Raw genomic sequence first — 24,970 nt, 5'->3', positions numbered from 1 at the left:
ATTTGATCAAAATTCCGAAGGACGCCCCATGGACCTCTCCCAGTTCCGAACGCTGCGCGCCGCGGCCTGCGATCTCAACGGCCAGATGCGCGGCAAGCGCCTGCCGGCCGGCGAGGCCGAGAAGCTCGAAAACGACGGGCTGCGGATGCCGCTCTCGGCGCTCAACGTGGATCTGTGGGGTCGCGACATCGACGACAGCCCCCTCGTCTTCGCAACCGGCGACCGCGACGGCGTGCTCCACCCGACCGAGCGCGGGCCGGTGCCCATGCCGTGGCTCGCCACCCCCTCCTCGCTGGTGCCGATGTGGATGTCGGACGAAGGCGGCGCGCCCTTCATGGGCGACCCGCGCCACGCGCTCCGCGCGGTGCTGGAACGCTTCGCCGCGCGCGGCTGGCACGTGATCGCGGCCACCGAGATGGAATTCACGCTGGTGGACGATTCGGGCGACGCGCTGCACCCGCCCGCGAACCCGGTGACGGGCCGCCCGCTGCAAGGGCACGCGGTGCTCTCCATCCGCCAGCTCGACGCCTTCGACGCCTTCTTCACCGATCTCTACGAGGGCTGCGCCGCGATGGGCATCCCGGTCCAGTCGGCCACGTCCGAAGCGGGGCTCGGCCAGTTCGAGATCACGCTGGGCCACCGCGCGGCCATGGCCGCGGCCGACGACGCGTGGCTTTTCAAGGCGCTGGCGCGCGGGCTGGCGCGGCGCCACGGGATGGCCGCCACCTTCATGGCCAAACCCTATCCCGACGATGCCGGCAACGGGATGCATGTGCATTTCTCGGTGCTGGACGAGGCCGGGCAGAACGTCTTTGACGATGGCGGGCCGGAGGGCTCCGCGCTTCTCCGGCAGGCGGTGGCGGGCTGCCTGCGGGCGATGCCGGCCTCGACGCTGGTCTTCGCGCCGCACGGTGCGAGCTACGACCGCCTCGTGCCCGGCGCGCACGCGCCCACCGGCGCCGGCTGGGGCTACGAGAACCGCACCGCCGCGATCCGCATCCCGAGCGGTCCGACCAGGGCGCGGCGGATCGAGCATCGCGTCGCGGGCGGCGACATCACGCCCTACCTGCTGATGGCCGCCGTGCTGGGCGCGGCCTTTTCCGGCATCGAGGACGCGCTCGAGCCGCCGGCGCCGCTGACCGGCAACTGCTACGAGCAGGACCTTCCGCAACTCGCCCCGAGCTGGGCCGAGGCGATCGAGGTGCTGGAAGGCGACCCGCTGATGGCGCGCATCCTTCCCCCGCTGCTGATCGAGAACCTGTGCCGGACCAAGCGGCAGGAGCTCGCCCGCTTCGCCGAACTGCCGGCCGAAAAGCACTGGCAGTCCTACCTGGAAGCCGTCTGACCCCCTTGTGAGGGGTCGGGGCAGTCGCTAGTTTTTGGCACGTCAAACGGTGATTTCATGAAGATCGGCATCCTCCAGACCGGCCACGCGCCGGCGGACATCCGGCCCGAGACGGGCGACTACCCGGACATGTTCGAGCATCTCCTCGCGGGCCAGGGCTTCGACTTCGAAACCTGGGTGGTCGAGGACGGCGCCTTCCCCGACGGCCCCGGGGCTGCCGATGGCTGGCTCATCACGGGCTCGCGCCACGGGGCCTACGAGGACCATGACTGGATTCCCCCGCTCGAGGCGCTCATCCGCGAGATCCGCGCGGCCGGCAAGCCGCTCGTCGGCATCTGCTTCGGCCATCAGATCATCGCGCAGGCGCTTGGCGGCAGGGTCGAGAAATTCGCGGGCGGCTGGGCCGTGGGCCGAACGGTCTACGACTGGCAGGGCGCCCCCGTGGCGCTGAACGCCTGGCACCAGGACCAGATCGTCGCGTTGCCGGAGGGGGCGGAGGTGATCGCCTCCAACCCCTTCTGCGCCTACGCCGCGCTCGTCTGGCCCGGCGAGATCTTCACCGTCCAGCCGCACCCGGAATTCGGCGCGCAGGTGATCGACGGCCTCATCCGCACCCGCGGCAAGGGCGTGGTGCCCGAAGACCAGCTCGACGCGGCGCGGGACGCGCTGCCCGCCCCGACCGACAACGCCAAACTCGGCCAGATGATCGCGCGGTTCTTCCGCGAAAGGAGCCTCGAATGAGCGACTGGAGCGACAGCCTTCCCGAGGCCGCGCGCCTCTACCTCGAGGGCCGCCGCCTCGACGAGGTCGAGTGCATCATCGCCGACATTCCCGGCATCGCCCGCGGCAAGGCGGTCCCCGCCTCGAAGTTCGCGCGGCAGCTCAGTTTCCACCTGCCCAATTCGATCTTCTTCCAGACCATCACCGGGGACTGGGCCGAGGCCGCGGGCGACGAGGGCTATGTCGAGCCCGACATGATCCTGAAGCCCGACATGTCCACGGCCACCGCCGCGCCCTGGACCGGCGACTGGACGCTCCAGGTGATCCACGACGCCTTCGACCGCGCCGGAGCGCCGATCCCCTACGCGCCGCGCAACGTGCTCAAGCGGGTGGTGCAGCTTTACCGCGACCAGGGCTGGGAACCGGTGATCGCGCCGGAGATGGAGTTCTTCCTCGTCGCGCGCAACGTGGACCCGGCAAAGCCGATCGAGGCGATGATGGGCCGCACCGGGCGCCCGGCGGCCGCGCGCCAGGCCTACTCGATGAGCGCGGTGGACGAATACGGCCCCGTGATCGACGACATCTACGACTTCGCCGAGGCGCAGGGCTTCGAGATCGACGGCATCACCCAGGAAGGCGGCGCGGGCCAGGTGGAGATCAACCTGCGGCACGGCGATCCGGTGAAGCTGGCCGACGAGGTGTTCTACTTCAAGCGGCTGATCCGCGAGGCGGCGCTGCGCCACGACTGCTTCGCCACCTTCATGGCCAAGCCCATCGAGGACGAGCCCGGCAGTGCCATGCATATCCACCACTCGGTGATCGACGCCGGCACCGGGCGGAACCTCTTCGCCGGCCCCCAGGGCGGGGAAACGGACGCGTTCTTCAATTTCCTGGGCGGGCTGCAAAAGCACCTGCCCTCGGCGATCGCGATCTTCGCGCCTTACGTCAACAGCTACCGCCGATACGTCAAGGACCACGCCGCCCCCATCAATCTCGAATGGGGCCGCGACAACCGCACCACGGGCCTGCGCATCCCGATTTCCGAGCCGCAGGCGCGGCGCGTGGAAAACCGCCTCGCCGGCATGGACTGCAATCCGTATCTGGGGATCGCCGCCTCTCTGGCGGCCGGATATATCGGCCTCGTGAACGAGGACTGGCCGTCCAAGCAGTTCCGCGGCGACGCCTACGAGGGCGAGGGGGACATCCCGCGCGTTCTCGGCGATGCGCTCGACCTCTTCGACGAGGCCGAGGCGCTGCGCGAGGTGCTGGGCCCGGAGTTCTGCCGCGTCTATTCCGTCGTCAAGCGCACCGAGTACGAGGAATTCCTGCAGGTGATCAGCCCGTGGGAGCGGGAGCATCTCCTGCTCAACGTGTGACGATACCGCGCAAGGAGCGCGCCCTGGCATGACGAACCTGCTTTACGCCAATGACCGGCCGGGCCGCTATCCCGCGAGCTGGTATGCCGCGACGGTGGAGACGCCGGCGCCTCGCGCGCCGCTGCGCGAGGAGATCCGTGCCGATGTGTGCATCGTGGGCGCGGGCTTCACCGGGCTCTCGGCCGCGCTCCATCTGGCCGAACGCGGCCACGACGTCGTGGTGCTGGAGGCGCACCGCGCGGGCTTCGGCGCGTCGGGGCGCAACGGCGGGCAGCTGGGCAGCGGCCAGCGGGTCGGCCAGGCGGAGCTGACCCGGCTTCTGGGCGCGGAGGCGGCGGACAGGCTCTGGGCGCTCGGCCAGGACGCCAAGGCCCTCGTGAAGGACCTCACCGCACGCCACGGCATCGACTGCCATCTCAAGCCGGGCGTGGCCCACATGGCCTATTCCGACGCCGAGCGGCGGGAGCTGCACGAGGAGGCCGAGACGCTGCAACATCGCTACGGCTACGCGGAGATCGAAGCGCTCGACGCCGAGGCCGGCCACGCGCTCTGCCCCTCGCCGCGCTATCGCGGCGGCACCCTCGACATGGGCGCGGGCCACCTGCATCCGCTGGCTTTCGCGTTGGGCCTCGCCCGCGCGGCGGAGGCTGCCGGCGCGCGCATCCACGAGACGACCCGCGTCGCGGAGATCGACGACAGCGGCGCGCGCCCCGTCCTGCGGACCGAAGAGGGCCGTGTCGAGGCCGAGCACGTGATCCTGGCCTGCAACGGCTATCTCGGCGGGCTGAACCGGCAGGTCGCGGCGCGCGTCATGCCGATCAACAACTTCGTCGCGGCCACCGAGCCGCTGGGCGCGCGGACGGCCAAGGTGCTCACCCGGGACGTCGCCGTCGCGGACACCAAGTTCGTGGTGAACTACTTCCGGCTGAGCCATGACGGGCGGCTTCTCTTCGGCGGGGGCGAAAGCTACGGCTACCGCTTCCCGCGCGATATCGCCGCGCTGGTGCGCCGGCCGATGGCGCGGGTCTTTCCGCATCTCGCGGACGTGCCGATCGACTATGCCTGGGGCGGCACGCTCGCGATCACCATGCGGCGGATGCCCTATCTCGCGCGGGTCGGGCGGCAGGTCCTGTCGGCTTCCGGCTACTCGGGGCACGGGGTGGGCAACGCCACGCTGGCCGGCAAGCTTCTGGCGGACGCCGTGGCCGGCGAAAGCGCGGGTTTCGACACCATGGCCTCGGTGCCAGCGCCGGCCTTTCCGGGCGGTACGCTGGTGCGCAGCCCGCTCCTCGTCCTCGCGATGAGCTGGTACGCGCTGCGCGACAGGTTGGGCGTGTGACTGTTGCCCGTTTCGCGACGATCCCGCCCGAAATACCCCCTTCTTCGCGTTGGGAGCGCCGCGGATTGACCCCGGCACGAATTTTCGGGTAGATGCGCCCACACGGGCCGACCTGGCGCGCCGCCTATCATGGGCGTGAGCGCCGCCATACCAGACGCTACGGGCCACGCGTGTCCGTAAACCACGGATGCACATGACAAAGTTTACCGATCTCGACCTCAACCCGAAGGTTCTGAAAGCGATTGAGGAGGCGGGATACGAATCTCCCACCCCGATCCAGGCCGGCGCCATTCCGCCCGCGCTCGAAGGGCGCGACGTTCTGGGCATCGCCCAGACCGGCACCGGCAAGACCGCAAGCTTCACGCTGCCGATGATCACGCTCCTGGCGCGGGGCCGCGCACGGGCGCGGATGCCGCGCAGCCTCGTGCTCTGCCCGACGCGCGAGCTTGCCGCGCAGGTGGCCGAGAACTTCGACACCTACGCCAGGCACGTGAAGCTCACCAAGGCGCTGCTGATCGGCGGCGTCAGCTTCAAGGAACAGGACGCGCTGATCGACAAGGGCGTCGACGTGCTGATCGCGACGCCGGGGCGGCTTCTCGATCATTTCGAGCGCGGCAAGCTGCTTCTCACCGGCGTCCAGATCATGGTGGTGGACGAGGCCGACAGGATGCTCGACATGGGGTTCATCCCCGACATCGAGCGCATCTTCAGCCTGACGCCCTTCACGCGGCAGACCTTCTTCTTCTCGGCCACCATGGCGCCCGAGATCGAGCGGATCACCAAGACCTTCCTGCAGGCCCCCGCCCGCATCGAGGTGGCGCGGCAGGCCACGGCATCGGAAACGATCGCGCAGGGCGTGGCGATGTTCAAGCCGTCGCGGCGCGACCGCGAGGCCTCGGAAAAGCGGCGGCTGCTGCGCGACCTGATCGACCGCGAGGGCGCGGCGTGCAAGAACGCGATCATCTTCTGCAACCGCAAGATCGACGTCGACATGCTCGCCAAGTCGCTGAAGAAGTACGGCTACGACGCCGCGCCGATCCACGGCGACCTGGACCAGTCCCAGCGCACGAAGACGCTGGATGCCTTCCGCTCGGGCGAATTGCGCTTTCTCGTGGCTTCCGATGTCGCCGCGCGCGGCCTCGACATCCCTGCCGTCAGCCACGTCTTCAACTACGACGTGCCATCGCACGCGGAAGATTACGTCCACCGGATCGGGCGCACCGGGCGGGCCGGACGCGAAGGCAAGGCGCTGACCATCTGCGGGCCCAAGGACGACAAGAACCTCGAGGACATCGAGAAACTCTTGCAAAAGGAAATCCCGCGCGTGGACAGCCCCTCTGGCGCCACCCCGGCCGAGGCGGCCGAGGAACGGCCCGCCGCCCCCGACGCGGAGGAGCCGGACAAGGAGCGTCCGCGCCGCGGACGCCGTGGCGGACGGCGCACCAAGCAGGAAGACACGCCGCCCGCCGCGGAGAAGGCCGCCGTTTCCGAAGCTTCCGAGGCCACGGACGAGCCCGCCGCCGAAGCGCCCGAGCGCGAGCCCGCACCGCGCAAGGCGCCCGCGCGCGCGCGCGACACGTCGCGCGGCAAGGGCCCGGCCGTGGTAGGAATGGGCGATCACCTGCCCTCTTTCATCGCGATGAGCTTCGAGGAACGGCTGAGCGGCTGACCCGCGTCCGCGGGGCGCCTCCGCGAAGGCCCCCGCCCGCCGACCCGATACGGTTCTCGCGCCGTGCGGATGACGTGCACGGCGTGCGCAAGGGCGCGCCATTTCGCGCGGTTGCGCACACGGACACGCCCCTGCCAGGGACGCCCCCGCCGCCCGGGCGCCGGGCCCGCCGCGCAAGCGGTGGCGCGCCGGCGCTCAGCTCAGGCGGCTGATCACCACCGTCACCTCGGGCTTCTTGCCGATCTCGTTCAGGGCGCTCTGGCGCACCACGCGGCGCATGCCTTCCTCGAGCTTGTCGTCGTCGGCGCGGACCTTCCGCGCCGCGCGCCCGATGAACTGCGAAAGATCCTCTTCCAGAACGTCGGTCAGCGGCGCGTCCGAGCGGCCCGTCCCGGCAAGGCCCATCAGGTCGCACCACGGATCGCCCACGGGCTCGTCGTCCTCGTCGAGGATCACGGTCACGATCACGTGGCCGTTCAGCGCCATCCGGATGCGGTCACGCACGATTCCGTCAAGCGCGCCGACCTGCACCACGCCGTCGAGATAGGTGCGCCCGGTCTCGACATAGTCGCAGACCGCCGGCGCCTCGCCGGTGAGATCCAGCATGGTCCCGTTGACGGCGATGGCCGCCTCGATGCCCTTGGCCTTCGCGATCTTCACATGCTCGCGCAGCATCCGGTGCTCGCCATGCATCGGGATCACCATCTGCGGCCGCATCAGCGCATGCATCGCCTCGAGATCGGGGCGGTTCGCGTGGCCCGAGACGTGGTAGCGGTCCGTGGCGTCGTCGACCACGTCCACGCCCAGCTCCGAAAGCTGGTTGATCACGCGCAGGACGCCCCGCTCGTTTCCGGGGATCGTGCGCGACGAGAACAGGAACGTGTCGCCGGCCTTGAGCTCGAGCCCCTGATAGGCGCCGCCCCGGGCGAGCTGCGCCGAGGCGGCGCGCCGCTCGCCCTGGCTGCCGGTGACGATCACCATCAGGTTCTCGCGCGGGACGCGGGCGGCGTCCTCGGGGCTGATCACCGGCGGGAACCCCTTCAGCACGCCGGTCTGCACCGACGCCTCGACCATGCGCTTCATCGAGCGCCCGATCAGGCAGATCGACCGTCCGGCACGCTGGCCCGCCTCGGCCAGCGTCTTCAGCCGCGCCACGTTCGAGGCGAAGGTCGTCGCCACGAACATGCCCGAGGCGCCGCCCACCAGCGCCTCGATCGCGGGGCCGAGCGTAGATTCCGACCGGCCGGGATGCTGCGTGAAGACATTCGTCGAGTCGCACATCAACGCACGGACCCCGGGCTTCGCCGCCTCGGCCCAGGCCTCGTCGTCGAAGGCCTCGCCCACCACCGGGTCGCGATCGATCTTGAAATCCGCGGTATGCACGACGCGCCCCGCGGGCGTGTCGATCACCAGCGCCGAGCTTTCCGGGATCGAATGCGAGACGGGCAGAAAGCCCACGCGGAAGGGCCCCGCCTCGGTCATGTCGGGCATCGGCTCGACCACCTTGACCACGCGCTCGGGCTGGCCGTGCTCTTCCATCTTGCCGCGCGCGATCTCGGCGGTGAAGCTGCGCGCATAGACCGGCGCACCAAGCCGCGACCACAGATGACCGAGCGCGCCCACATGGTCCTCGTGCGCGTGGGTGATGAAGATCGCCTCCAGCCGGTCGCGGCGCGCCTCAAGCCAGGCGATGTCGGGAAAGATCAGGTCGACCCCGGGGCTCGTGTCCATGTCGGGGAAGGTCACGCCGAGGTCCACGAGGATAAGCCGCTCCTTGTTCTTCGGTCCGTAGCCGAAGACATAGGCGTTCATCCCGACCTCGCCGGCACCGCCGAGGGGAAGATAGATCAGTCGGTCGCTGCTCATGGAGTGACTCCGTTCTTCTTGTTGTAGGCGTGGATCACGGCAAGGCCGTGCATCGTCAGATCGTCGTCGAAGGTGTCGAAAAGGGTTTCGGCCTGCTGGAAGAGCGGCGCGAGCCCGCCCGTGGAGATGACCTTCATCGGCCGGTCGCGTTCTGCCTTGATGCGGGTGCAGATCTCGCGGATCAGCCCGACATAGCCCCAGAAGATCCCCGATTGCATGCAGGCCACGGTGTTGGTGCCCACGACCCGCTGCGGCCGCGAGATGTCCACATGCGGCAGGGCGGCCGCGGCCTCGTGCAGCGCGGCGAGCGAGAGGTTGACCCCGGGCGCGATCACGCCGCCGACATAGGCGCCATCGCCATCGACGACGTCGAAGGTCGTCGCGGTGCCGAAGTCCACCACGATCAGGTCGCCGCCGTAACGGTCGAAGCCCGCGACGGTGTTGACCAGCCGGTCGGGCCCCACCTGCGTGCCCGGATCGACCCGGATATCGACGGGCAACAGGCAGTCGGGCCGGCCGACGACCAGCGGCCGCGTGTTGAAATAGCGGTCCGACAGGACGCGGAGGTTGAACACCACCCGCGGCACGGTGGAGGACACGATCACGTCGGTGATCGCGGTCTCGATCTTCTGAAAGGATTTGAGCGTGGACAGCCAGACGTAGTATTCATCCGCCGTGCGCTGGTGCTGGGTCGCCATGCGCCAGCTGGCGACGAACCGCTCCCCGTCCCAGATCGAGAAGACGGTGTTGGTGTTGCCGCAATCGACCGCGAGTAGCATCGCCCTCAGACCCCCTCGGGAAAGTAGACATCCGCGGCGGCGACGGCCTCGCGCCCGCGCGGCGTTCGCAGGATGAGGTTGCCCGCATCGTCCACCGTCTCGAACGTGCCCGTGACCTCGCGCGGGCCGATCCGCGCGGTCAGCGGCTGGCCGATCCGTGCGGCCCGGTCGAGCCAGGCGGTACGGATCGGCGCGAAGCCGAAGGTGGCGAACTGCCCCTCGCGCATGTCGAAGGCGCTTGCGAGATGGTCGAGGAACGCCTCGGGCGGCACCGCCGCGCCGGTCTCGTGCAGAAGCGCCACGGGCCGGAGCGCCCCCTGTTCCAGCCGTTCCGGCTCGGGGGCATGGCGCAGATTGACGCCGACGCCGATGGCGAGCGCGCCGCCCGGCAGGCTTTCGAGCAGGATGCCGGCCAGCTTGCCCCCGTTGAGCAGCACGTCATTGGGCCATTTGAGCCTCAGCCCCTCGGGCCGCGCGCCGAGAACCGCGACCGTGTCGTAAAGCGCGAGCGCGGCCACGAAGGACCGCAACGCGGCGCGGCGCGGGTCATCCTCGCGCAGCACGAGCGTCGCGGCGAAATTGCCCGGCGGATCGGCCCAGGCGCGGCCGCGCCGTCCGCGCCCGGCGGTCTGGCGATGCGCCACGATCCACGCGGGCCGCGAAAGGGAGGGCGCGCGCGCGAGCGCCTCGGTCATGGTGGAGGGCGCTTCGTCGAGGACGATCCGGTCATAGGCGGCAGGCCAGCCCTGTGGCTGGTACGCGTCAGTTGACAAGCGCCGCCGCGGCGGCGGCCGCCGCGCCCTCGATCCCGAACAGGTTGACGATGCCGACGAGCATGGCCACCGCGGAGGCCATCAGCATCCCCCAGAGCACCGGGCCGCCCCCGGCCTCGAGCGGCTCGGCGCGCTCCTCTCCGAAATACATGTAGTAGACGATGCGCAGGTAGTAGAAGGCACCGATGACGGAGGCCACGACGCCCGCCACGGCCAGCCAGACGAGCCCGCCCTCATAGGCCGCGCGCAGCACGTAGAGCTTGCCGAAGAAGCCCAGAAGCGGCGGAACCCCCGCGAGGCTGAAAAGCAGGACCAGCATCGCGAAGGCGCGCCCTGGTTCGACGCGCGAGAACATGTGGAGCGAACCGATATCAGTCACCGGCTGGCCGTCCCTCTCCATCGAGAGGATGAACGCGAAGGTTCCGACACTCATCGCGACGTAGATCGCCATGTAGACGAGCATGGCCTGCACGCCGAAGGCCGTTCCGGCGGCAAGGCCCATGAGCGCGTAGCCCATATGCGCGATGGAGGAATAGGCCATCAGCCGCTTGATGTTGGTCTGGCCGATCGCGGCGATCCCGCCCAGGAACATCGACAGCAGCGACAGGAGCGCGATGACCTGCTGCCAGTCCGCCACGATCCCGCCGAACGCGTCGTGCAGCACCCGCGCGAAAAGCGCCATGGCGGCGATCTTGGGCGCGGTGGACAGGAACGCCGTCACGGGCGTGGGCGCCCCCTCGTAGACATCGGGCGTCCACATGTGGAACGGCACGGCGGAAACCTTGAAGGCCAGCCCGCACGCCACGAGCACGAGGCCGATCAGAAGCCCCAGATCGGCCCGCCCCTCGCCCGCGGCCTCGATCACGCCGGTGAAGAGCGTGGTGCCGGCATAGCCGTAGGTGAGCGAGGCGCCGTAGAGCAGCAGGCCGGAGGACAGCGCGCCCAGCATGAAGTATTTCAGCCCCGCCTCGGTCGACTTCGCGCTGTCGCGGCGCATCGCGGCGACGACGTAAAGCGCGAGCGATTGCAGCTCCAGCCCCATGTAGAGCGCCATCAGGTCGCCGGCGGACACCATCACCATCATGCCGACCACGGCAAGCGCGACGAGAAGCGGAAACTCGAACCGCAACAAGCCTCGCCGCTCCATGTAGTCCTGGCTGATCGCGAGCACCGCCGCGGCGGACAAGAGGATCGCGACCTTGGCGAACCGCGCGAAGCCGTCGTCGACGAACATTCCGCCGAAGGCGATTTGCACGCCCTCGCCGCGCAGACCGATCCAGGCGGCAAGCACGACGAAGATCGCGGCGGTGCCCCAGGTCAGCGATGGCGCGATGCGGTCCTTGCCGGTGTAGGCCGCGGCCACGAGCGCGCCCAGCGCGTAAACCGACAGCAGGAGCTCTGGCAGAAGGATGTTGAGATCGGCCTGGATCATCAGGGGCTCCCGTTCATTCGGCGCGCGCGACCATGCCGGTCGCCGCGTGCTCCGCCAGGGCGGTTTGATAATCGGACACCAGCGCGCCGACCGACGGGCCGATGATGTCGGTCACGAGCGCGGGATAGACGCCCAGCAGCAGCGTCATGACCACGAGCGGCGCGAAGATCGCCCTCTCGCGCCGGTCCATGTCGGCGATGGACCGGAGCGACGCCTTGATGAGGTCGCCGAAAACGACGCGCCGGTAGAGCCAGAGCGCATACGCGGCCGAGAGGATCACGCCGGTGGCCGCGACGGCAGTGACCCAGGTATTGACCTGGAAGGCGCCCGTCAGCGTCAGGAACTCGCCCACGAAGCCCGAGGTGCCGGGCAGGCCGACATTGGCCATGGTGAACAGCATGAAGACCGCGGCATAGGCGGGCATCCGGTGCACGAGACCGCCATAGGCCTCGATCTCGCGGGTGTGCATCCGGTCGTAGATGACCCCCACACAGAGGAAGAGCGCGCCCGAGATGAAGCCGTGGCTGATCATCTGGAAGATCGCGCCGTCCACGCCCTGCTGGTTGGCCGCGAAGATGCCCATCGTCACGAAGCCCATATGCGCCACCGAGGAGTAGGCGATCAGCTTCTTCATGTCCTCCTGCGCGAGCGCCACGAGCGAGGTGTAGACGATCGCGATCGCGCTCATCCACAGCACCAGCGGCGTCATCACCTCGGCCCCGACCGGGAACATCGGCAGGCTGAAGCGCAAGAAACCGTAGCCGCCCATCTTCAGCAGGATCGCGGCGAGCACCACGGATCCGGCCGTGGGCGCCTGCACATGCGCGTCGGGCAGCCACGTGTGCACCGGCCACATCGGCATCTTGACCGCGAAGGACGCGAAGAAGGCCAGGAACATCAGCGTCTGCGCGCCGCCGATCACCTGGATGCCCAGAAGGCTGAAGCTGTCCGTGCCGAAGCGGTGGTTCAGCAGCGCCGGGATGTCCGACGTGCCCGCATCGACATACATCGACACCATGGCCACCAGCATCAGGACCGAGCCGAGGAAGGTGTAGAGGAAGAACTTGAACGCGGCGTAGATCCGCGCCTTCCCGCCCCAGATCCCGATGATGAGGAACATCGGAATGAGGCCCGCCTCGAAGAAGAGGTAGAAGAGCACGAGGTCGAGCGCCATGAAGACGCCCAGCATCAGCGTCTCGAGCACGAGGAACGCGACCATGTATTCCTTCACGCGATGCGTGACGCTCCACGACGCGGCAATGGCGAGCGGCATGATGAAGGTGGTCAGCATGACGAAAAGCACGCTGATCCCGTCCACGCCCATCTTGTAGGACAGCCCGAGGATCCACGCGCCCTCCTCCACCATCTGGAAGCCGGTGTCGGACGGGTCGAACTGCGCCAGGATGAAGAGCGACACGAGGAAGGTGGCCGAGGTCGCGATCAGCGCGAGCCACTTGGCGTTGCGCTGCGCGGCCTCGTCGTCGCCCCTGAGGAAGACGAGCAGGATCAGCGCGGCGAGCGCCGGCGTGAAGGTGACGATGGAAAGCAGGTTGTCCATCAGCGCGCGCCCCCGGCGAAGGTGACCCAGGCGATCAGCCCCACGAGGCCCAGAACCATCGCAAGCGCGTAGGTGAAGATGTATCCGGTCTGCGCGCGCCCGGCGAGCCGCGTGAGCCACGGGATCGCGCCCATGGCGATGCCGTTGATGGTGCCGTCGATCACGTCGCCGTCACCGCGCCGCCAGAGCACCCGCGCCGTCGCCCGCATCGGACGCACGAAGACGAAATCGTACACCTCGTCGAAATACCACTTGTTGAGCAGGAAGAGGTAAAGCGGCCGCTGGCTTTGCGCGAGGCGCCCGGGCAGCGCGGGGTTCGCGATGTAGAACCAGTAGGCGACGCCCAGCCCGATCAGCATGGCGAGGAAGGGGCTCGTCTTGACCCATTTCGGCACCTCGTGCGCCTCGTTGATCACGTCGTTGCCGGGCGCGACGAAGATCGCGCCCTGCCCCGGTTCGCCGGCGAAGACGTAGTGATGCGCGCCCTTGCCCGCCTCGGCCTCGCCGTGGTCCTCTTCCGCCGCGGCCTCGGCATAGGGCACGCCGAAGAATTTCGCCACGGTGTCGGTGTGCCCGAAGAAGGCGTTGTACCAGATCATGCCCGCCGTCACCGCACCGAGACCCAGCACGCCGAGCGGCGCGAGCATGACCGTGGGGCTTTCATGGGCGTGCTCGTGCGTGTGCCTGTCGCCGCGCGGCGCGCCCCAAAAGGTCAGGAACATCAGCCGCCAGGAGTAGAAGGAGGTGAAGAGCGCCGAGACCACCAGCAGCCAGAAGGCGGCGCCCCCATCCGTGCCGGCGAAGACGCTTTCCACCACCGCGTCCTTCGACTGGAAGCCGGCAAGGCCGATCGGAATTCCGCCGGCGGTGAAAAGCACCGCCGGCACGCCGACGCCGGTGATGGCGAGTGTGCCCACCAGCATGGCCCAGAACGTCATCGGCATCTTCCGGCGCAGGCCGCCATATTTCCGCATGTCCTGCTCGTGGTGCATCCCGTGGATCACCGAGCCCGCGCCGAGGAAGAGGAGCGCCTTGAAGAAGGCGTGGGTGAAGAGGTGGAACATCGCCACCGAGTAGGCGCCGACCCCCGCCGCGACGAACATGTAGCCAAGCTGCGAGCAGGTGGAATAGGCGATCACCCGCTTGATGTCGTTCTGGACGAGGCCGACAGAGGCCGCGAAGAAGGCCGTGAAGGCGCCGAGATAGACGATGAAGGTCTGCGCCGACGGCGCGAATTCCATCACCGGCGACATCCGGCAGACGAGGAAGACCCCCGCCGTCACCATCGTGGCGGCATGGATCAGCGCCGAGACGGGCGTCGGGCCTTCCATGGCGTCGGGCAGCCAGGTGTGCAGGATGAGTTGCGCCGACTTGCCCATCGCACCCACGAAAAGCAGGAAGGCCACGAGTTCGGCCGCGTTCCAGGATCCCCATAGGAAGGTGACCTGCGTCTCGGCGATCTGCGGCGCGGCCTCGAAGATGTCCTGAAGCTGGATCGAGTCCACCAGGAAGAAGAGCGCGAAGATCCCGAGCGCGAAGCCGAAATCGCCGACCCGGTTCACGATGAACGCCTTCATCGCCGCCGCGTTGGCGGAGGGCTTGCGGTAGTAGAAGCCGATCAGCAGGTAGGAGGCGAGGCCCACGCCCTCCCAGCCGAAGAACATCTGCGCGAGGTTGTCGGCCGTCACCAGCATCAGCATGGCGAAGGTGAAGAAGGAGAGATAGGCGAAGAAGCGCGCCTTGTAGTGCTCTCCCTCGCGGAAGTTCTCGTCATGCGCCATGTAGCCGAAGCTGTAGAGGTGCACGAGCGCCGAGACCGTGGTGATCACGATCAGCATGACCGCCGTCAGCCGGTCGAGCCGGATCGCCCAGTCCGTGGCGAGCGTCCCGCTCTCGATCCAGCGCAGGATCTGGATCTGCTGGGTTTCCCCGTCGAAGGACAGGAAAACGATCCACGACAGAAGGCAGGAGAGGGCCAGAAGCCCGGTCGCGATCCACTGCGCCGCGGTCTCGCCGATCAGCCGCCAGCCGAAACCCGCGACGAGCGCGCCCACGAGCGGGGCGAAAAGCAGGATCGTCTCCATCGTCTCAGCCCTTCATCACGTTGATGTCTTCCACCGCGATGGTGCCGCGGTTGCGGAAGAAGCAGACGAGGATGGCCAGGCCGATGGCCGCCTCTGCCGCGGCCACGGTCAGCACGAAGAGCGTGAAGACCTGCCCCACGAGGTCGCCGTGATACCACGAGAACGCGACGAGGTTGATGTTGACCGCGAGCAGCATGATCTCGATCGACATCAACAGGATGATCACGTTCTTCCGGTTGAGGAAGATCCCGAAGATGCCGATCACGAAAAGCGCCGCGGCCACCGTCAGGTAGTGTTCCAGTCCTATCATTGTACCGTCCCGTCCTCGGCGTTCACGCGCCGGGTTGTGTCGTGTCCGTTCAGAGGCCCTGCCCCGGCTTCACGTCCCTCAGCTCCATCGCCTTGGCGGGGTCGCGATACATCTGCGCCAGCACGTCCTGGCGCTTCACGTCCGCGCGGTGGCGCAGCGTCAGCACGATCGCGCCCACCATCGCCACGAGCAGGATGAGCCCGGAGAGCTGGAAGAGCAGGAAATACTCGTCGTAAAGCACCATGCCCAGCGCCTCGGTGTTGTGCCGGTCGGCCGGGATGGGCTGCGCGCGCGCGGCCTCGGCGGTGGCGCTTACGTCCCATGTGCCCAGCGCGAGCCCCAGCTGCATCAGCAGCACCACGCCGATCAGCAGCGCGAGCGGCATGTATCTGGCCATCTCGGCCTTCAAGGCGGCGAAGTCCACGTCGAGCATCATCACCACGAACAGGAAGAGCACCGCCACCGCGCCCACGTAGACGATGATCAGCAGCATCGCCACGAACTCCGCGCCGAGCAGCACGAAAAGGCCCGCCGCGCTCAGGAAGGCGAGGATCAGCCAGAGCACGGAGTGCACCGGGTTGCGCGCGATCACCGTGAAGAGCGCGCCGGTGATCAGGGAAAGCGCGAAGAGATAGAAAGCGAAGGCCGCGGCGGTCATTCTTCCTGCTCCTCACTGTCCTGCCAGACATCCTGTGCGAGCTGCATGGCCCGCGTGCTCGCCGGAAGCCCCGCGAAGACCGACATCATGCCGATGGCCTCGACGATCTCCTGCCGGGTGGCACCGGCCTCAAGCAGATGGCGCACGGTCAGCCGCAGATGCGATTCCGCCTGCGCCCCCTGCATGGTCAGACCCGCGAGTGTCAAGAGCAGCCGGGTCCGGGCGTCGAGCCCACCCTTGTTGAAGGCGTTGCCGAACAGCACCTCCATCCAGTCGCGCGGCATCGTGGGCCACATCGCCTCGACCCCCTTCGGCGAAAAGGTCTCGAGCGCGGGGTTCATGGTCTTCGCCATGTCCTGCATGGCCGACACCATCTCCTCGAAGGGGTTGCGCGTGTCGTTCATCGATAGGGCGCGTCCAGTTCGAGGTTGCGCGCGATCTCGGCTTCCCAGCGGTCGCCGTTCTCCAGAAGCTTCGCCTTGTCGTAGAAAAGTTCCTCGCGCGTCTCGGTGGCGAACTCGAAGTTCGGGCCCTCGACGATGGCGTCCACCGGACACGCCTCCTGGCAGAAGCCGCAATAGATGCACTTCGTCATGTCGATGTCGTAGCGCGTGGTGCGGCGCGAGCCGTCGGCGCGCGGCTCCGCGTCGATGGTGATGGCCTGCGCGGGGCAGATCGCCTCGCAGAGCTTGCAGGCGATGCAGCGTTCCTCGCCGTTGGGATAGCGGCGCAGCGCGTGTTCGCCGCGGAACCGAGGGGAAAGCGGCCCCTTCTCGTGCGGGTAGTTCACCGTGGCCTTGGGCGCGAAGAAATACTTCAGTCCAAGCTTGAGGCCATGGAAGAAATCCTGAAGCAGGAAATACTTCGCCGCGCGGCCGTAATCGATGTTCGTCATCCGGAACCTCCTTCGATTCCCTCGGCGGCCCAGCGGAAGATCGCCGCGGCGATCGCCTGTTCGCGCGGGCCGGCCAGTTGGTTGTCCCCCTCCGGCGCCGTCCGGGCGGCCTCTCCCGCCGCGGCGGCAAGATCCATCATGTCGATGTAGCGGGCGTTCAGGATCGCCGTCTTGAGTTCCTGCATGTCAGCCTCCCACGGTCCAACGGGCGTAGGCGCCCCAGAACCAGTCGAATTTCGCGGCGAAGGACACGAACACCACCCAGAACAGGCTCATGGGAAGGAACACCTTCCAGCCCAGCCGCATGAGCTGGTCGTACCGGTAGCGGGGCGTCACCGCCTTCACCATGGCGAAGAGGAAGAAGAAGACCGCCATCTTGCCCACCATCCAGAGCGCCCCGTCGGGCAGCCCCGGGATCGGCGACAGCCAGCCGCCGAAGAAGAGCAGGCTCATCAGCGCGCACATCAGGAAGATGGCGATGTATTCGCCGGCCATGAAAAGCAGGAAGGGCGTGGACGAGTATTCCACCTGGTAGCCCGCGACGAGCTCGGATTCCGCCTCCGGCAGGTCGAAGGGCGGTCGGTTCGTCTCCGCCAGCGCCGAGATGAAGAACAGGAACACGATCGGCAGATGCGGCAGCCAGTACCACGAGAAGAAGCCGTAGGCGCCATCCTGGCTGGCGACGATCTGGCTGAAGTTGAGCGAGCCCGACGAAATCACCACCCCGATGATGATGAGCCCGATCGACACCTCGTAGGAGATCATCTGCGCGGCCGACCGCAAGCTGCCGAGGAAGGGATACTTGGAGTTCGAGGCCCAGCCGCCCATGATGACGCCGTAGACCTCGAGCGAGGACATGGCGAAGACGTAAAGGATCGCCACGTTGATGTCCGCGAGCACCCAGCCCTCGTTGAAGGGGATCACCGCCCAGGCGATCACGGCGAGCACGAAGCTCGTCATCGGCGCCAGGATGAAGACCGGGCGGTCCGCGCCCGCGGGCACCACCACCTCCTTGAGGACGTATTTCGCCGCGTCGGCCACCGTCTGGAGCAGGCCGAAGGCGCCCACGACGTTCGGACCCTTCCGCATCTGCACGGCCGCCCAGACCTTGCGGTCCGCGTAGACCAGGAAGAGCAGCGAGATCATCACGAAGGCCAGCACCGACAGGCACTGGGCGACGATGATGAGGCCCGTGCCGAGAGGGGTGGAAAAGAAAGCTTCCATCAGGTCCTCATACCATCGGTATCCCACGTTCGGCGCAGGCGGCGGCCTCGACCTCGGCGTCGATGGTGCGAAGGCCTTCGGGCCGGCGCGCCGAGATGGTGTAAACCGCATCTGCGCGCCAGAGGCCACCCTCTTTGGCAACATTTGTCCGCAGATGGCGCAGGAACTTCCGCGCCCGCGACAGCGTATCGAGCGCCGCCGCGCAGCGCGCGTAGCCTTCGATCTCCTCGAGGCTGGCCGCGCCGCCCATCGCGACGTCGACGCTCAGCAGGTCGAGGTCGAGAAGCCGCGTCTCGACCCCGCGATAGTCCGGTGCCGCCCGCCCGACCGCCTCGGCGGCCGCGGCGTGCGGCCGCTCCGGTGCACACCCCGCCAGCGTAACGGCGGCCGACGCTATGGCGGCGATGCCGCGCATGTCACTCCGCCGCGAGGCGGTCGGTCGCGCGATCGCTCGCGCGGCGCGAAAGCTCGGCCATGAGTTCGCTCGCCCGCGCGACCGGGTTCGTGAGCCAGAAATCCCCGACCGCGAGGCCGAAATCGCCCTCGCCCAGCGCGGCGGGCGCCAGCGGCTCCCACACGTTCTCGGGCACCTCGTCGATCCGGGCGAGATGGGGCGCCGCCGCCACCAGCTTCTGGCGCAGCTGCGCGAGGCTGTCATAGGGCAGAGTCGCCCCCGCCTTTTCCGATGCGGCACGCAGGATCGCCCAGTTTTCCTTGGCCTCTCCGGGCGGGAAGGACGCGCGCAGCGCAAGCTGCGGACGGCCCTCGGTATTGACGAAAAGCCCCTGCTCCTCGGTCCAGGCCGCGGCGGGCAGGATCACGTCGGCGCGATGCGCGCCCCGATCGCCATGGCTTCCCTGGTAGATCACGAAAGCTCCTTCGGGGATCTCGACCTCGTCCGCGCCGAGGTTCCAGATGACGTCGCCCGCGAGCGCCGCGTCGATCCCGCCCTCGCAGGTCGCGCCGGCATCCATCGCGCCCGCGCGCCCCGCTGCCGTGTGCAGCACCAGAAGGCCCGACCCGGTCTTTTCGGCAAGCTGCATGGCCGTGGCCAGCACCGCCTCGCCGTCATCCTCGCGCAGCGCGGCCTGGCCCACGATCACGACGCTCTCGTGCTCGGAAAACTCCGCGGGGGGCGCCTTCGCGAGCTGTGCAAGCGCCGCGCGCCCGGTCCCGGCATGGGTGTAGCCGTAGGTCAGATCCACCGGCCGGCCCACGAGCGTGACCTCGGCGCCCTGCACCCAGGCCTTGCGGATGCGCGCGTTCAGCACCGGCGCCTCCTGCGCGGGATCGCTGCCCACGATCACGACGCGCCGGGCATGCTCGAGATCCTCCACCGCGGCGGTGCCCACATAACCCGAGCGGTTCCCTGCGGGCAGCTTCGCACCGTCGGTCCGGCACTCGACAACGCCGCCATGGCTCTCCACGAGCTGCTTGAGCGCGAAGGCGGCCTCGACCGGGGCAAGGTCCCCAACGAGGCCTGCAAGCCGCTTCGCCCCTTTCACCGCCTCGGCGGCGGCGGCGAGCGCCTCGCCCCAGCCCGCGGGCCGCAGCTTGCCGTTCTCGCGGATGTAAGGCCGGTCGAGGCGCTGCCGGCGCAGCCCGTCCCAGACGAATCGCGTCTTGTCCGAGATCCACTCCTCGTTCACGCCGTCATGGTTGCGCGGCAGAAAGCGCATCACCTCCCGCCCCTTTGTGTCCACCCGGATGTTGGAGCAGAGCGCGTCCATCACGTCGATCGACTCGGTCTTGGTCAGCTCCCAGGGCCGCGCGGTGAAGGCGTAGGGCTTCGAGACGAGCGCCCCCACCGGGCAGAGATCGATGATGTTGCCCTGCATGTTCGATTCGAGCGTCTGGCCCAGGTAGGAAGTGATCTCGGCGTCCTCGCCGCGGCCCGTCTGGCCAAGCTCGGGCATGCCCGCCACCTCGGTGATGAAGCGCACGCAGCGCGTGCAGGAGATGCAGCGCGTCATGTGCGTCTCGACCAGCGGCCCGAGGTCGAGATCCTCGACCGCCCGCTTGGGCTCGCGGTAGCGGGAGAAGTCCACCCCGTAAGCCATTGCCTGGTCCTGCAGATCGCATTCGCCGCCCTGGTCGCAGATCGGGCAGTCGAGCGGATGGTTGATGAGCAGGAACTCCATCACCCCCTCGCGCGCCTTCTTGACCATGGGCGAATTGGTCTTGACCTGCGGCGCCTGGCCCTCGGGACCGGGGCGCAGGTCCTTGACCTGCATCGCGCAGGATGCGGCGGGTTTCGGCGGGCCGCCCACCACCTCGACGAGGCACATGCGGCAATTGCCCGCGATCGAGAGCCGCTCGTGGTAGCAGAAACGCGGGATCTCGATTCCGGCCTCCTCGCAGGCCTGGATCAGGGTCATGGCCGGGTCGACCTCGATCTCCCGACCGTCGATGACGATCTTGCGCAGTTCGCTCATGCTCTCACTTCTTTCTCAGACGCGCCTCGAGACCCTTCGGGGCCTTTGCTTTCAAGGAGCATCCGCGTCGGGCTGCGCAAACAAGGCAACAAGATGGACGCAGCTCTTGGGACCGGCTCCTGCTGTGCGGAAAGCTAGAGCAGGGACCCCGGTTCCGCAAGGCGAGGAGGCGACGCCGCGGGGAAAACGGCGGCGGGAACAGGACGAGACGGGAGGTTTCGGGCGCGACCACATCCCGGGCATCCCGCGAGGCCTGCCGCGCCCATGGTCGCGCGCCATTAAGGGCGCTTTCCGGGACCCGCGCGCCCGGAGCGGCGGGGCTGCGGGCTATCGCCGGTGGCGGGCGTTATTGTATGGCACGCATTATGCCCCTAGGCTCGATGCCATCGCCCGACATGCGGAAGATCCGATGAAGACCCCGGCCCGCCTTGCCCTCTGTGCCGCGCTCGCGGTCCTGCCCACCCTTTCGGCCGCCGACCGCGCGCTCGTGATCGGCGCGATGCCGGAAGAGCGGCAAGGCCTCTTCGGAGCGTCGAGCCGGCCCGACGTCGCGGCCGCGCTGCGCGCCGCGGGGTTCGAGACGGTCGCGGTCCCCGGGGACGACCTGTCCGAAGCGCGGTCCGCGCTGTCGGATCTGCTAGCCGTCGCGGACGGAGAAGAGCGGATCGTGATCTACCTGTCCGGCGCCTTCCTGCGGGACGACGGGCGCAGCTGGATGACCGAGGCGGGGGCCGAGGGGCCACTCGACCTCGTCACCGTCGAGGGCGCGGCGCTGTCGGTCGAGACGGTCCTCGCGGTGGCCGGCCGGGCGCCTGGCGGGGCGGTCGTGGCCCTGGCGCTGGTCGGAAACGGCCCGGACCCCGGCGCCGGCCTGCGGCGGGGTGCGACGCCGGGCGCGGTGCCGCAAGGCGTGACGGTTCTTCAGGGACCCTCGGCGTCGGTCGCGCGCTTCGTCTCGGAGGATCTGCTGGTGCCGGGACAGCGGCTGGCGACGGCCCTTGCCGCGGCGCGGGATGTCTCCGCGACCGGATTCGTGACGGATCGCGTGCCCTTCCTGCCCGCAGGCCCGGAGCGCGCCGCGATCCCCGCACCCGATCGCGACGCCACCGAGCGCGCGCGCTGGGAGGCGGCGCGCGAGCGCGGCGACGCGGCCGCCTACCGCGATTATCTCGACCGCCATCCGGACGGCCGGTTCGCCGACGCGGCGCGCGCGGCCATCGCGGAGATCGAGGCGGAGCCCGATCGCGCCGCCCGGTTGGCCGAGGACGCCCTGAACCTCACGCGCGACGAGCGCCGGCAGATCCAGCGTCATCTCACCCTCCTGGACCATGAGCCGCGCGGGATCGACGGGATCTTCGGCCCCGGCACCCGCGGCGCGATCACCCGGTTCCAGCGCGACGCCGGCCTGCCCGAGACCGGCTACCTGAGCGCGCGGCAGATAGAGATGCTCGACCGCCAGGCGGAGCGGCGGCAGGCCGAACTCGAGGCCGAGGCCGAACGCCGCCGCCTCGAGCAGGAGCGCCGCGATCGCGCGGCGTGGGAGGCGACCGGCTCGGGCGCCGACGAGGCGGGCCTGCGGACGTATCTGCAACGCTTCCCGGACGGGCTCTTCGCGGATATCGCGACCGAACGCCTGGCGGACATCGAGGCGGCCAAGCGCGACCGGGCCGCCGAGCGCGACCGCCTGGCCTGGGAGGAGGCCAGAGCCGCCGGCACGGTGGCCGCGTATCAGGCGTATCTGCGCGCCTTCCCGGACGGCGCCTTCGCGGCCGAGGCGCAGGCCCGCATTGCCGCGCTGCAGGACGACGGCAGCGGGCGCCAGCAGCAGGCGCGAGAGGCCGAGGAGGCGCTGGGCCTCAACATCCTGACACGCACCCTGGTCGAACGGCGGCTGGACCAGCTGGGGCTGGAGCCCGGGCCGGCCGACGGCGTTTTCGACGAAGCGACGCGTCGCGCGATCCGCCGTTTCCAGCGCGCCCGCGACCTGGCCGTCACCGGTTACCTGGACGAGGCGACGGTATCGCGGATGCTTTCGGATGTCGGCGGGCTCTTGGAACGCCTGCGCTGACAAGGCACTGTGCCGCAGGCAGCCGCACAAGCGCCGCACGATCGCCGCCCCCTGAGGGGGCAAGCGGCATCGCCCGACCCGGGACCTCCAAGGAGCAACTTCCACATGCGCGTTTTTTCCAACCCTGTCGGACCAGGCTTGCTCTGGTTCGACAATCTCGCCACGGCGGACGGAACCCCCGTCGCATATGATCCGCAGGCGCGCGCGTTCCTTGCTGCGCCGCCCTTCTGCGCGAACCGCGAGATCATCGGGTGCAACTGGATCGCGCCGGAGCAGGGCGCCTTCTGTCGCGCCTGCGCGATGACGGTGCTGGCCCCCGACACGTCGATCCCCGACGCGATCCCGAACTGGGCCCAGACCGAGGCGGCGAAGCGTTGGGTGCTCGACAATCTCGGCCGCTGGCACTGGTTCCGCCCCGAGGATGTGGGAACGCGCCCGGCCTTTCACATGCTGGCCGAAGGCCCGACCCCGGTCGCGATGGGCCATGTCGACGGCGTCGTGACGATCAGCGTGGCCGAGGCGGACGAGGTCCTGCGCACCAGCCGCCGCGAGGCGCTGGAGGAGCCGTATCGCACGATGATCGGCCACATGCGCCACGAGATCGCACACATGCTCTGGTGGCGTCTCAGCCTGCGCGCCGATTTCCTCAAGGCGTTCCGCGCCGTCTTCGGCGACGAACGGGAGGATTACCAGGCGGCGTTGCAGCGTCATTACGGCAACGGACCGCCGCAGGACTGGCGGGAGCGCTTCATTACAACCTACGCCTCCGCGCATCCCCACGAGGACTGGGCCGAAACCGCCGCGCATCTGCTGCACCTGACCGACATCACCGACAGCGTCGCCGCCGCGGGATTCTCGTCGCCGGACCTGCCGGCCCGCGACTGGGATCCCTACTCGGAGCCGGATGCCGACCGCCTCATCCGCGTCGCGGCCGCGCTCGTCGCCGGCATCAACCACGTCAACCGTTCGATGGGGCTCGCGGATGTCTATCCCTTCGTGCTTTCGTCGGCCGCCTGGCGCAAGCTCGTCTTCGTCCACGAGTGGCTGCGCAGGGGAGCGCTCGGACTGTAAGAGACCGGGCGGGAGGGCACGCAGGCCAGCGTCGCCCTCCCCGCTCTGCGCCGCGTTCAGCCGCGGGTTCCCCGTGATTGCCGGCGCGCCACGCGGGCCCGTCGCGACGACCGATGCCGTGGCCGGGACGGGCGCCTCTCATGCCGACCCGCGGTGCAGGTCCCGGATGCGCGTTATCGCCGGGCCGGACTGCATGTCCCGATCGTCCCGAGGGCCGCGGCCTGCGGCCTGGCGATGGCGACGACGGCTCCCGAGGCGCGATCCCGGCGCGCCTCGTGGCTGGCCTGGCGCAGGGCCTGCGACCGCAATCGCCACTGGCGATGATGCGGTCGATGAGCGCTGTCACGATATCTCGTCGACCTTCCCGGTTCGACACAATCGTCGACCAGCGGTTTCGTTCCGTGCTGAAATCAGTCTTTCGAAAACAGCACCTGAACGAGGTGTAGCTGATTTGCGAAGGGTTCGGACAGCAGGGCCTGCGCGAGGTCGTCATTCACGAAGACCGTCTTCGCAACCTCCGGGTCGGTCCAGATGGCCGGGCCCTCCCGCACGGACGGAAAGGCCCGGACACCCGGATGCACCCCGCCCTCGCTCCTCAAAGCAGAGCGCTGTACGGCGCCGTAGCCGATCCACTCCGATGCATCGGGGTCGATGGTCGGCCGCACGTTGCTGGTCAGCAGGGTGGCGTAGCGGGTATCGACGCCCCTGCCGTCTCCGAGTTCCACCCGGATCGGGCGCAGCACGGTCGCACCGAGGTCGAACCGGCGCAGGACCTTCACCATATCGTCGCGAACGTGGATGAAGGAATTGAACCAGAGCGGCACGTCCAGCCGGTGTGCCGGATGGCTGGGCTTGAGGACATAGGTCTCGGGCAGGTCCTCCGGCGCGACCGGCTCGCCGATCCGGGCGCGGTGGTGCACCTTCAGCCGTGGCTTGCGGTTTTCGCGCGAAGTGAGAGCGGGATCGGGCCGAGGGACGTAGCCGCGCGTGTAGTCCGGGTCACTGACCGACTGGATGTACCAGATATGCCCTGCCACGGGATCGATCCTTTCTTGTCGCCGCCGTCGGTGGTTGAGATCATCGCGCGGGCGACAAGGCGGGACAAGGGCGCGAACGGGGCACCGCAAGTCGCGGCGGTCCCGTTACTCGGCTCCGCAGGCGGGAGAAAGCCTTGGCCCGCGCGCGCGAGAGCGTCCTGCTGCCGGCCGCCCAGCGCAACGATGCGAGCGGGGCTTTCCGGCTCCCGTTCGATTGCCCCAGTATTGACCGATTTACCGGGTAACCCGCGAGCGAGAATGCATATGACGATAAGGGCATGACGGACAGAGATCCTCAACCGCGTCAGGCGCATGTGACGAGTGAAGGCGC

General features: G+C 68.7%; 22 protein-coding genes. 7 read left to right on the top strand and 15 right to left on the bottom strand.

Translation table 11 applies throughout. From position 1 onward, the window contains the following. Positions 1–28 precede the first annotated feature (28 nt). The 5 genes from AB6A66_RS03225 (at position 29) to AB6A66_RS03205 (ending at position 6,449) form a co-directional block, all read left to right on the top strand. Positions 29–1,345, top strand: a complete 1,317-nt coding sequence (locus AB6A66_RS03225) for a glutamine synthetase family protein (protein WP_371054758.1) — start codon at positions 29–31, stop codon at positions 1,343–1,345. 57 nt (positions 1,346–1,402) lie between these two features. Next, on the top strand, positions 1,403–2,086 hold the full coding sequence (locus AB6A66_RS03220) for a type 1 glutamine amidotransferase (protein WP_371054757.1): 684 nt from the start codon (positions 1,403–1,405) through the stop codon (positions 2,084–2,086). After that, the gene (locus AB6A66_RS03215; protein WP_371054756.1) at positions 2,083–3,441 is read left to right on the top strand and encodes a glutamine synthetase family protein; all 1,359 of its coding nucleotides are present in this window, start codon (positions 2,083–2,085) and stop codon (positions 3,439–3,441) included. Before AB6A66_RS03220 ends, AB6A66_RS03215 begins: the two co-directional genes overlap by 4 nt. Before the next feature lie 28 nt (positions 3,442–3,469). Next, positions 3,470–4,780, top strand: coding sequence for an NAD(P)/FAD-dependent oxidoreductase (locus tag AB6A66_RS03210; RefSeq protein WP_371054755.1), 1,311 nt, complete (start codon positions 3,470–3,472; stop codon positions 4,778–4,780). A gap of 193 nt (positions 4,781–4,973) precedes the next feature. Next, entirely contained in the window at positions 4,974–6,449 is a 1,476-nt protein-coding gene (locus tag AB6A66_RS03205) for a DEAD/DEAH box helicase (RefSeq protein ID WP_371054754.1), read from the top strand. A gap of 195 nt (positions 6,450–6,644) precedes the next feature. Here AB6A66_RS03205 and AB6A66_RS03200 read toward each other — a convergent pair whose 3' ends face one another. Genes AB6A66_RS03200 through nuoG form a run of 14 tightly spaced genes read right to left on the bottom strand, consistent with a single transcriptional unit; the run spans position 6,645 to position 20,463 of the window. Then, positions 6,645–8,315 carry a ribonuclease J gene (locus tag AB6A66_RS03200; protein WP_371054753.1) on the bottom strand — a complete coding sequence of 557 codons (1,671 nt, stop codon included), beginning with the start codon at positions 8,313–8,315 and terminating at the stop codon, positions 6,645–6,647. Next, positions 8,312–9,094 carry a type III pantothenate kinase gene (locus AB6A66_RS03195; RefSeq protein WP_371036643.1) on the bottom strand — a complete coding sequence of 261 codons (783 nt, stop codon included), beginning with the start codon at positions 9,092–9,094 and terminating at the stop codon, positions 8,312–8,314. The genes AB6A66_RS03200 and AB6A66_RS03195 overlap by 4 nt, the downstream gene beginning before the upstream one ends. Positions 9,095–9,099: 5 nt before the next feature. Further along, on the bottom strand, positions 9,100–9,867 hold the full coding sequence (locus tag AB6A66_RS03190) for a biotin--[acetyl-CoA-carboxylase] ligase (protein WP_371054752.1): 768 nt from the start codon (positions 9,865–9,867) through the stop codon (positions 9,100–9,102). Next, the gene (gene nuoN / locus AB6A66_RS03185; protein WP_371054751.1) at positions 9,857–11,299 is read right to left on the bottom strand and encodes an NADH-quinone oxidoreductase subunit NuoN; all 1,443 of its coding nucleotides are present in this window, start codon (positions 11,297–11,299) and stop codon (positions 9,857–9,859) included. Before nuoN ends, AB6A66_RS03190 begins: the two co-directional genes overlap by 11 nt. Before the next feature lie 13 nt (positions 11,300–11,312). Further along, the gene (locus AB6A66_RS03180) at positions 11,313–12,857 is read right to left on the bottom strand and encodes an NADH-quinone oxidoreductase subunit M (protein ID WP_371054750.1); all 1,545 of its coding nucleotides are present in this window, start codon (positions 12,855–12,857) and stop codon (positions 11,313–11,315) included. After that, on the bottom strand, positions 12,857–14,941 hold the full coding sequence (gene nuoL / locus AB6A66_RS03175; protein WP_371036647.1) for an NADH-quinone oxidoreductase subunit L: 2,085 nt from the start codon (positions 14,939–14,941) through the stop codon (positions 12,857–12,859). Before nuoL ends, AB6A66_RS03180 begins: the two co-directional genes overlap by 1 nt. A 4-nt stretch (positions 14,942–14,945) precedes the next feature. Beyond that, positions 14,946–15,251: an NADH-quinone oxidoreductase subunit NuoK gene (gene nuoK, locus AB6A66_RS03170; RefSeq protein ID WP_371036648.1), complete on the bottom strand. Its 306-nt coding sequence runs from the start codon at positions 15,249–15,251 to the stop codon at positions 14,946–14,948. A 49-nt stretch (positions 15,252–15,300) separates the two neighbouring features. Beyond that, positions 15,301–15,909 (bottom strand): NADH-quinone oxidoreductase subunit J, encoded by a 609-nt coding sequence (locus tag AB6A66_RS03165; RefSeq protein WP_371036649.1) that lies wholly within the window; start codon positions 15,907–15,909, stop codon positions 15,301–15,303. Further along, the gene (locus AB6A66_RS03160; RefSeq protein WP_371036650.1) at positions 15,906–16,313 is read right to left on the bottom strand and encodes a carboxymuconolactone decarboxylase family protein; all 408 of its coding nucleotides are present in this window, start codon (positions 16,311–16,313) and stop codon (positions 15,906–15,908) included. Before AB6A66_RS03160 ends, AB6A66_RS03165 begins: the two co-directional genes overlap by 4 nt. Beyond that, entirely contained in the window at positions 16,310–16,804 is a 495-nt protein-coding gene (nuoI, locus tag AB6A66_RS03155) for an NADH-quinone oxidoreductase subunit NuoI (protein ID WP_371036651.1), read from the bottom strand. Before nuoI ends, AB6A66_RS03160 begins: the two co-directional genes overlap by 4 nt. Beyond that, a complete protein-coding gene (locus AB6A66_RS03150) occupies positions 16,801–16,989 on the bottom strand; it encodes a hypothetical protein (protein ID WP_371036652.1) in 189 nt (62 codons plus the stop codon). The genes nuoI and AB6A66_RS03150 overlap by 4 nt, the downstream gene beginning before the upstream one ends. A 1-nt stretch (position 16,990) precedes the next feature. Beyond that, positions 16,991–18,028 (bottom strand): NADH-quinone oxidoreductase subunit NuoH, encoded by a 1,038-nt coding sequence (gene nuoH / locus AB6A66_RS03145; protein ID WP_371036653.1) that lies wholly within the window; start codon positions 18,026–18,028, stop codon positions 16,991–16,993. A 7-nt stretch (positions 18,029–18,035) separates the two neighbouring features. After that, positions 18,036–18,443 (bottom strand): hypothetical protein, encoded by a 408-nt coding sequence (locus AB6A66_RS03140; protein WP_371036654.1) that lies wholly within the window; start codon positions 18,441–18,443, stop codon positions 18,036–18,038. Between the two features lies 1 nt (position 18,444). After that, the gene (nuoG, locus tag AB6A66_RS03135; RefSeq protein WP_371054749.1) at positions 18,445–20,463 is read right to left on the bottom strand and encodes an NADH-quinone oxidoreductase subunit NuoG; all 2,019 of its coding nucleotides are present in this window, start codon (positions 20,461–20,463) and stop codon (positions 18,445–18,447) included. A gap of 409 nt (positions 20,464–20,872) precedes the next feature. On the opposite strand from nuoG, the gene AB6A66_RS03130 reads away from it, so the two are divergent. Beyond that, complete coding sequence (locus AB6A66_RS03130; RefSeq protein ID WP_371054748.1) at positions 20,873–22,531, top strand: peptidoglycan-binding domain-containing protein; 1,659 nt, start codon at positions 20,873–20,875, stop codon at positions 22,529–22,531. 105 nt (positions 22,532–22,636) lie between these two features. After that, on the top strand, positions 22,637–23,602 hold the full coding sequence (locus tag AB6A66_RS03125; RefSeq protein WP_371054747.1) for a putative zinc-binding metallopeptidase: 966 nt from the start codon (positions 22,637–22,639) through the stop codon (positions 23,600–23,602). Positions 23,603–24,012: 410 nt separating this feature from the next. On the opposite strand, the gene AB6A66_RS03120 is transcribed toward AB6A66_RS03125, so the two are convergent. Further along, positions 24,013–24,639: a hypothetical protein gene (locus AB6A66_RS03120; RefSeq protein WP_371054746.1), complete on the bottom strand. Its 627-nt coding sequence runs from the start codon at positions 24,637–24,639 to the stop codon at positions 24,013–24,015. Positions 24,640–24,970: the final 331 nt, after the last annotated feature.

Source organism: Rhodosalinus sp. K401, from assembly GCF_041365735.1.
In the GTDB taxonomy this organism is placed as follows: Bacteria; Pseudomonadota; Alphaproteobacteria; order Rhodobacterales; family Rhodobacteraceae; genus Rhodosalinus.
This window is presented reverse-complemented; position numbering and strand designations above follow the sequence as displayed.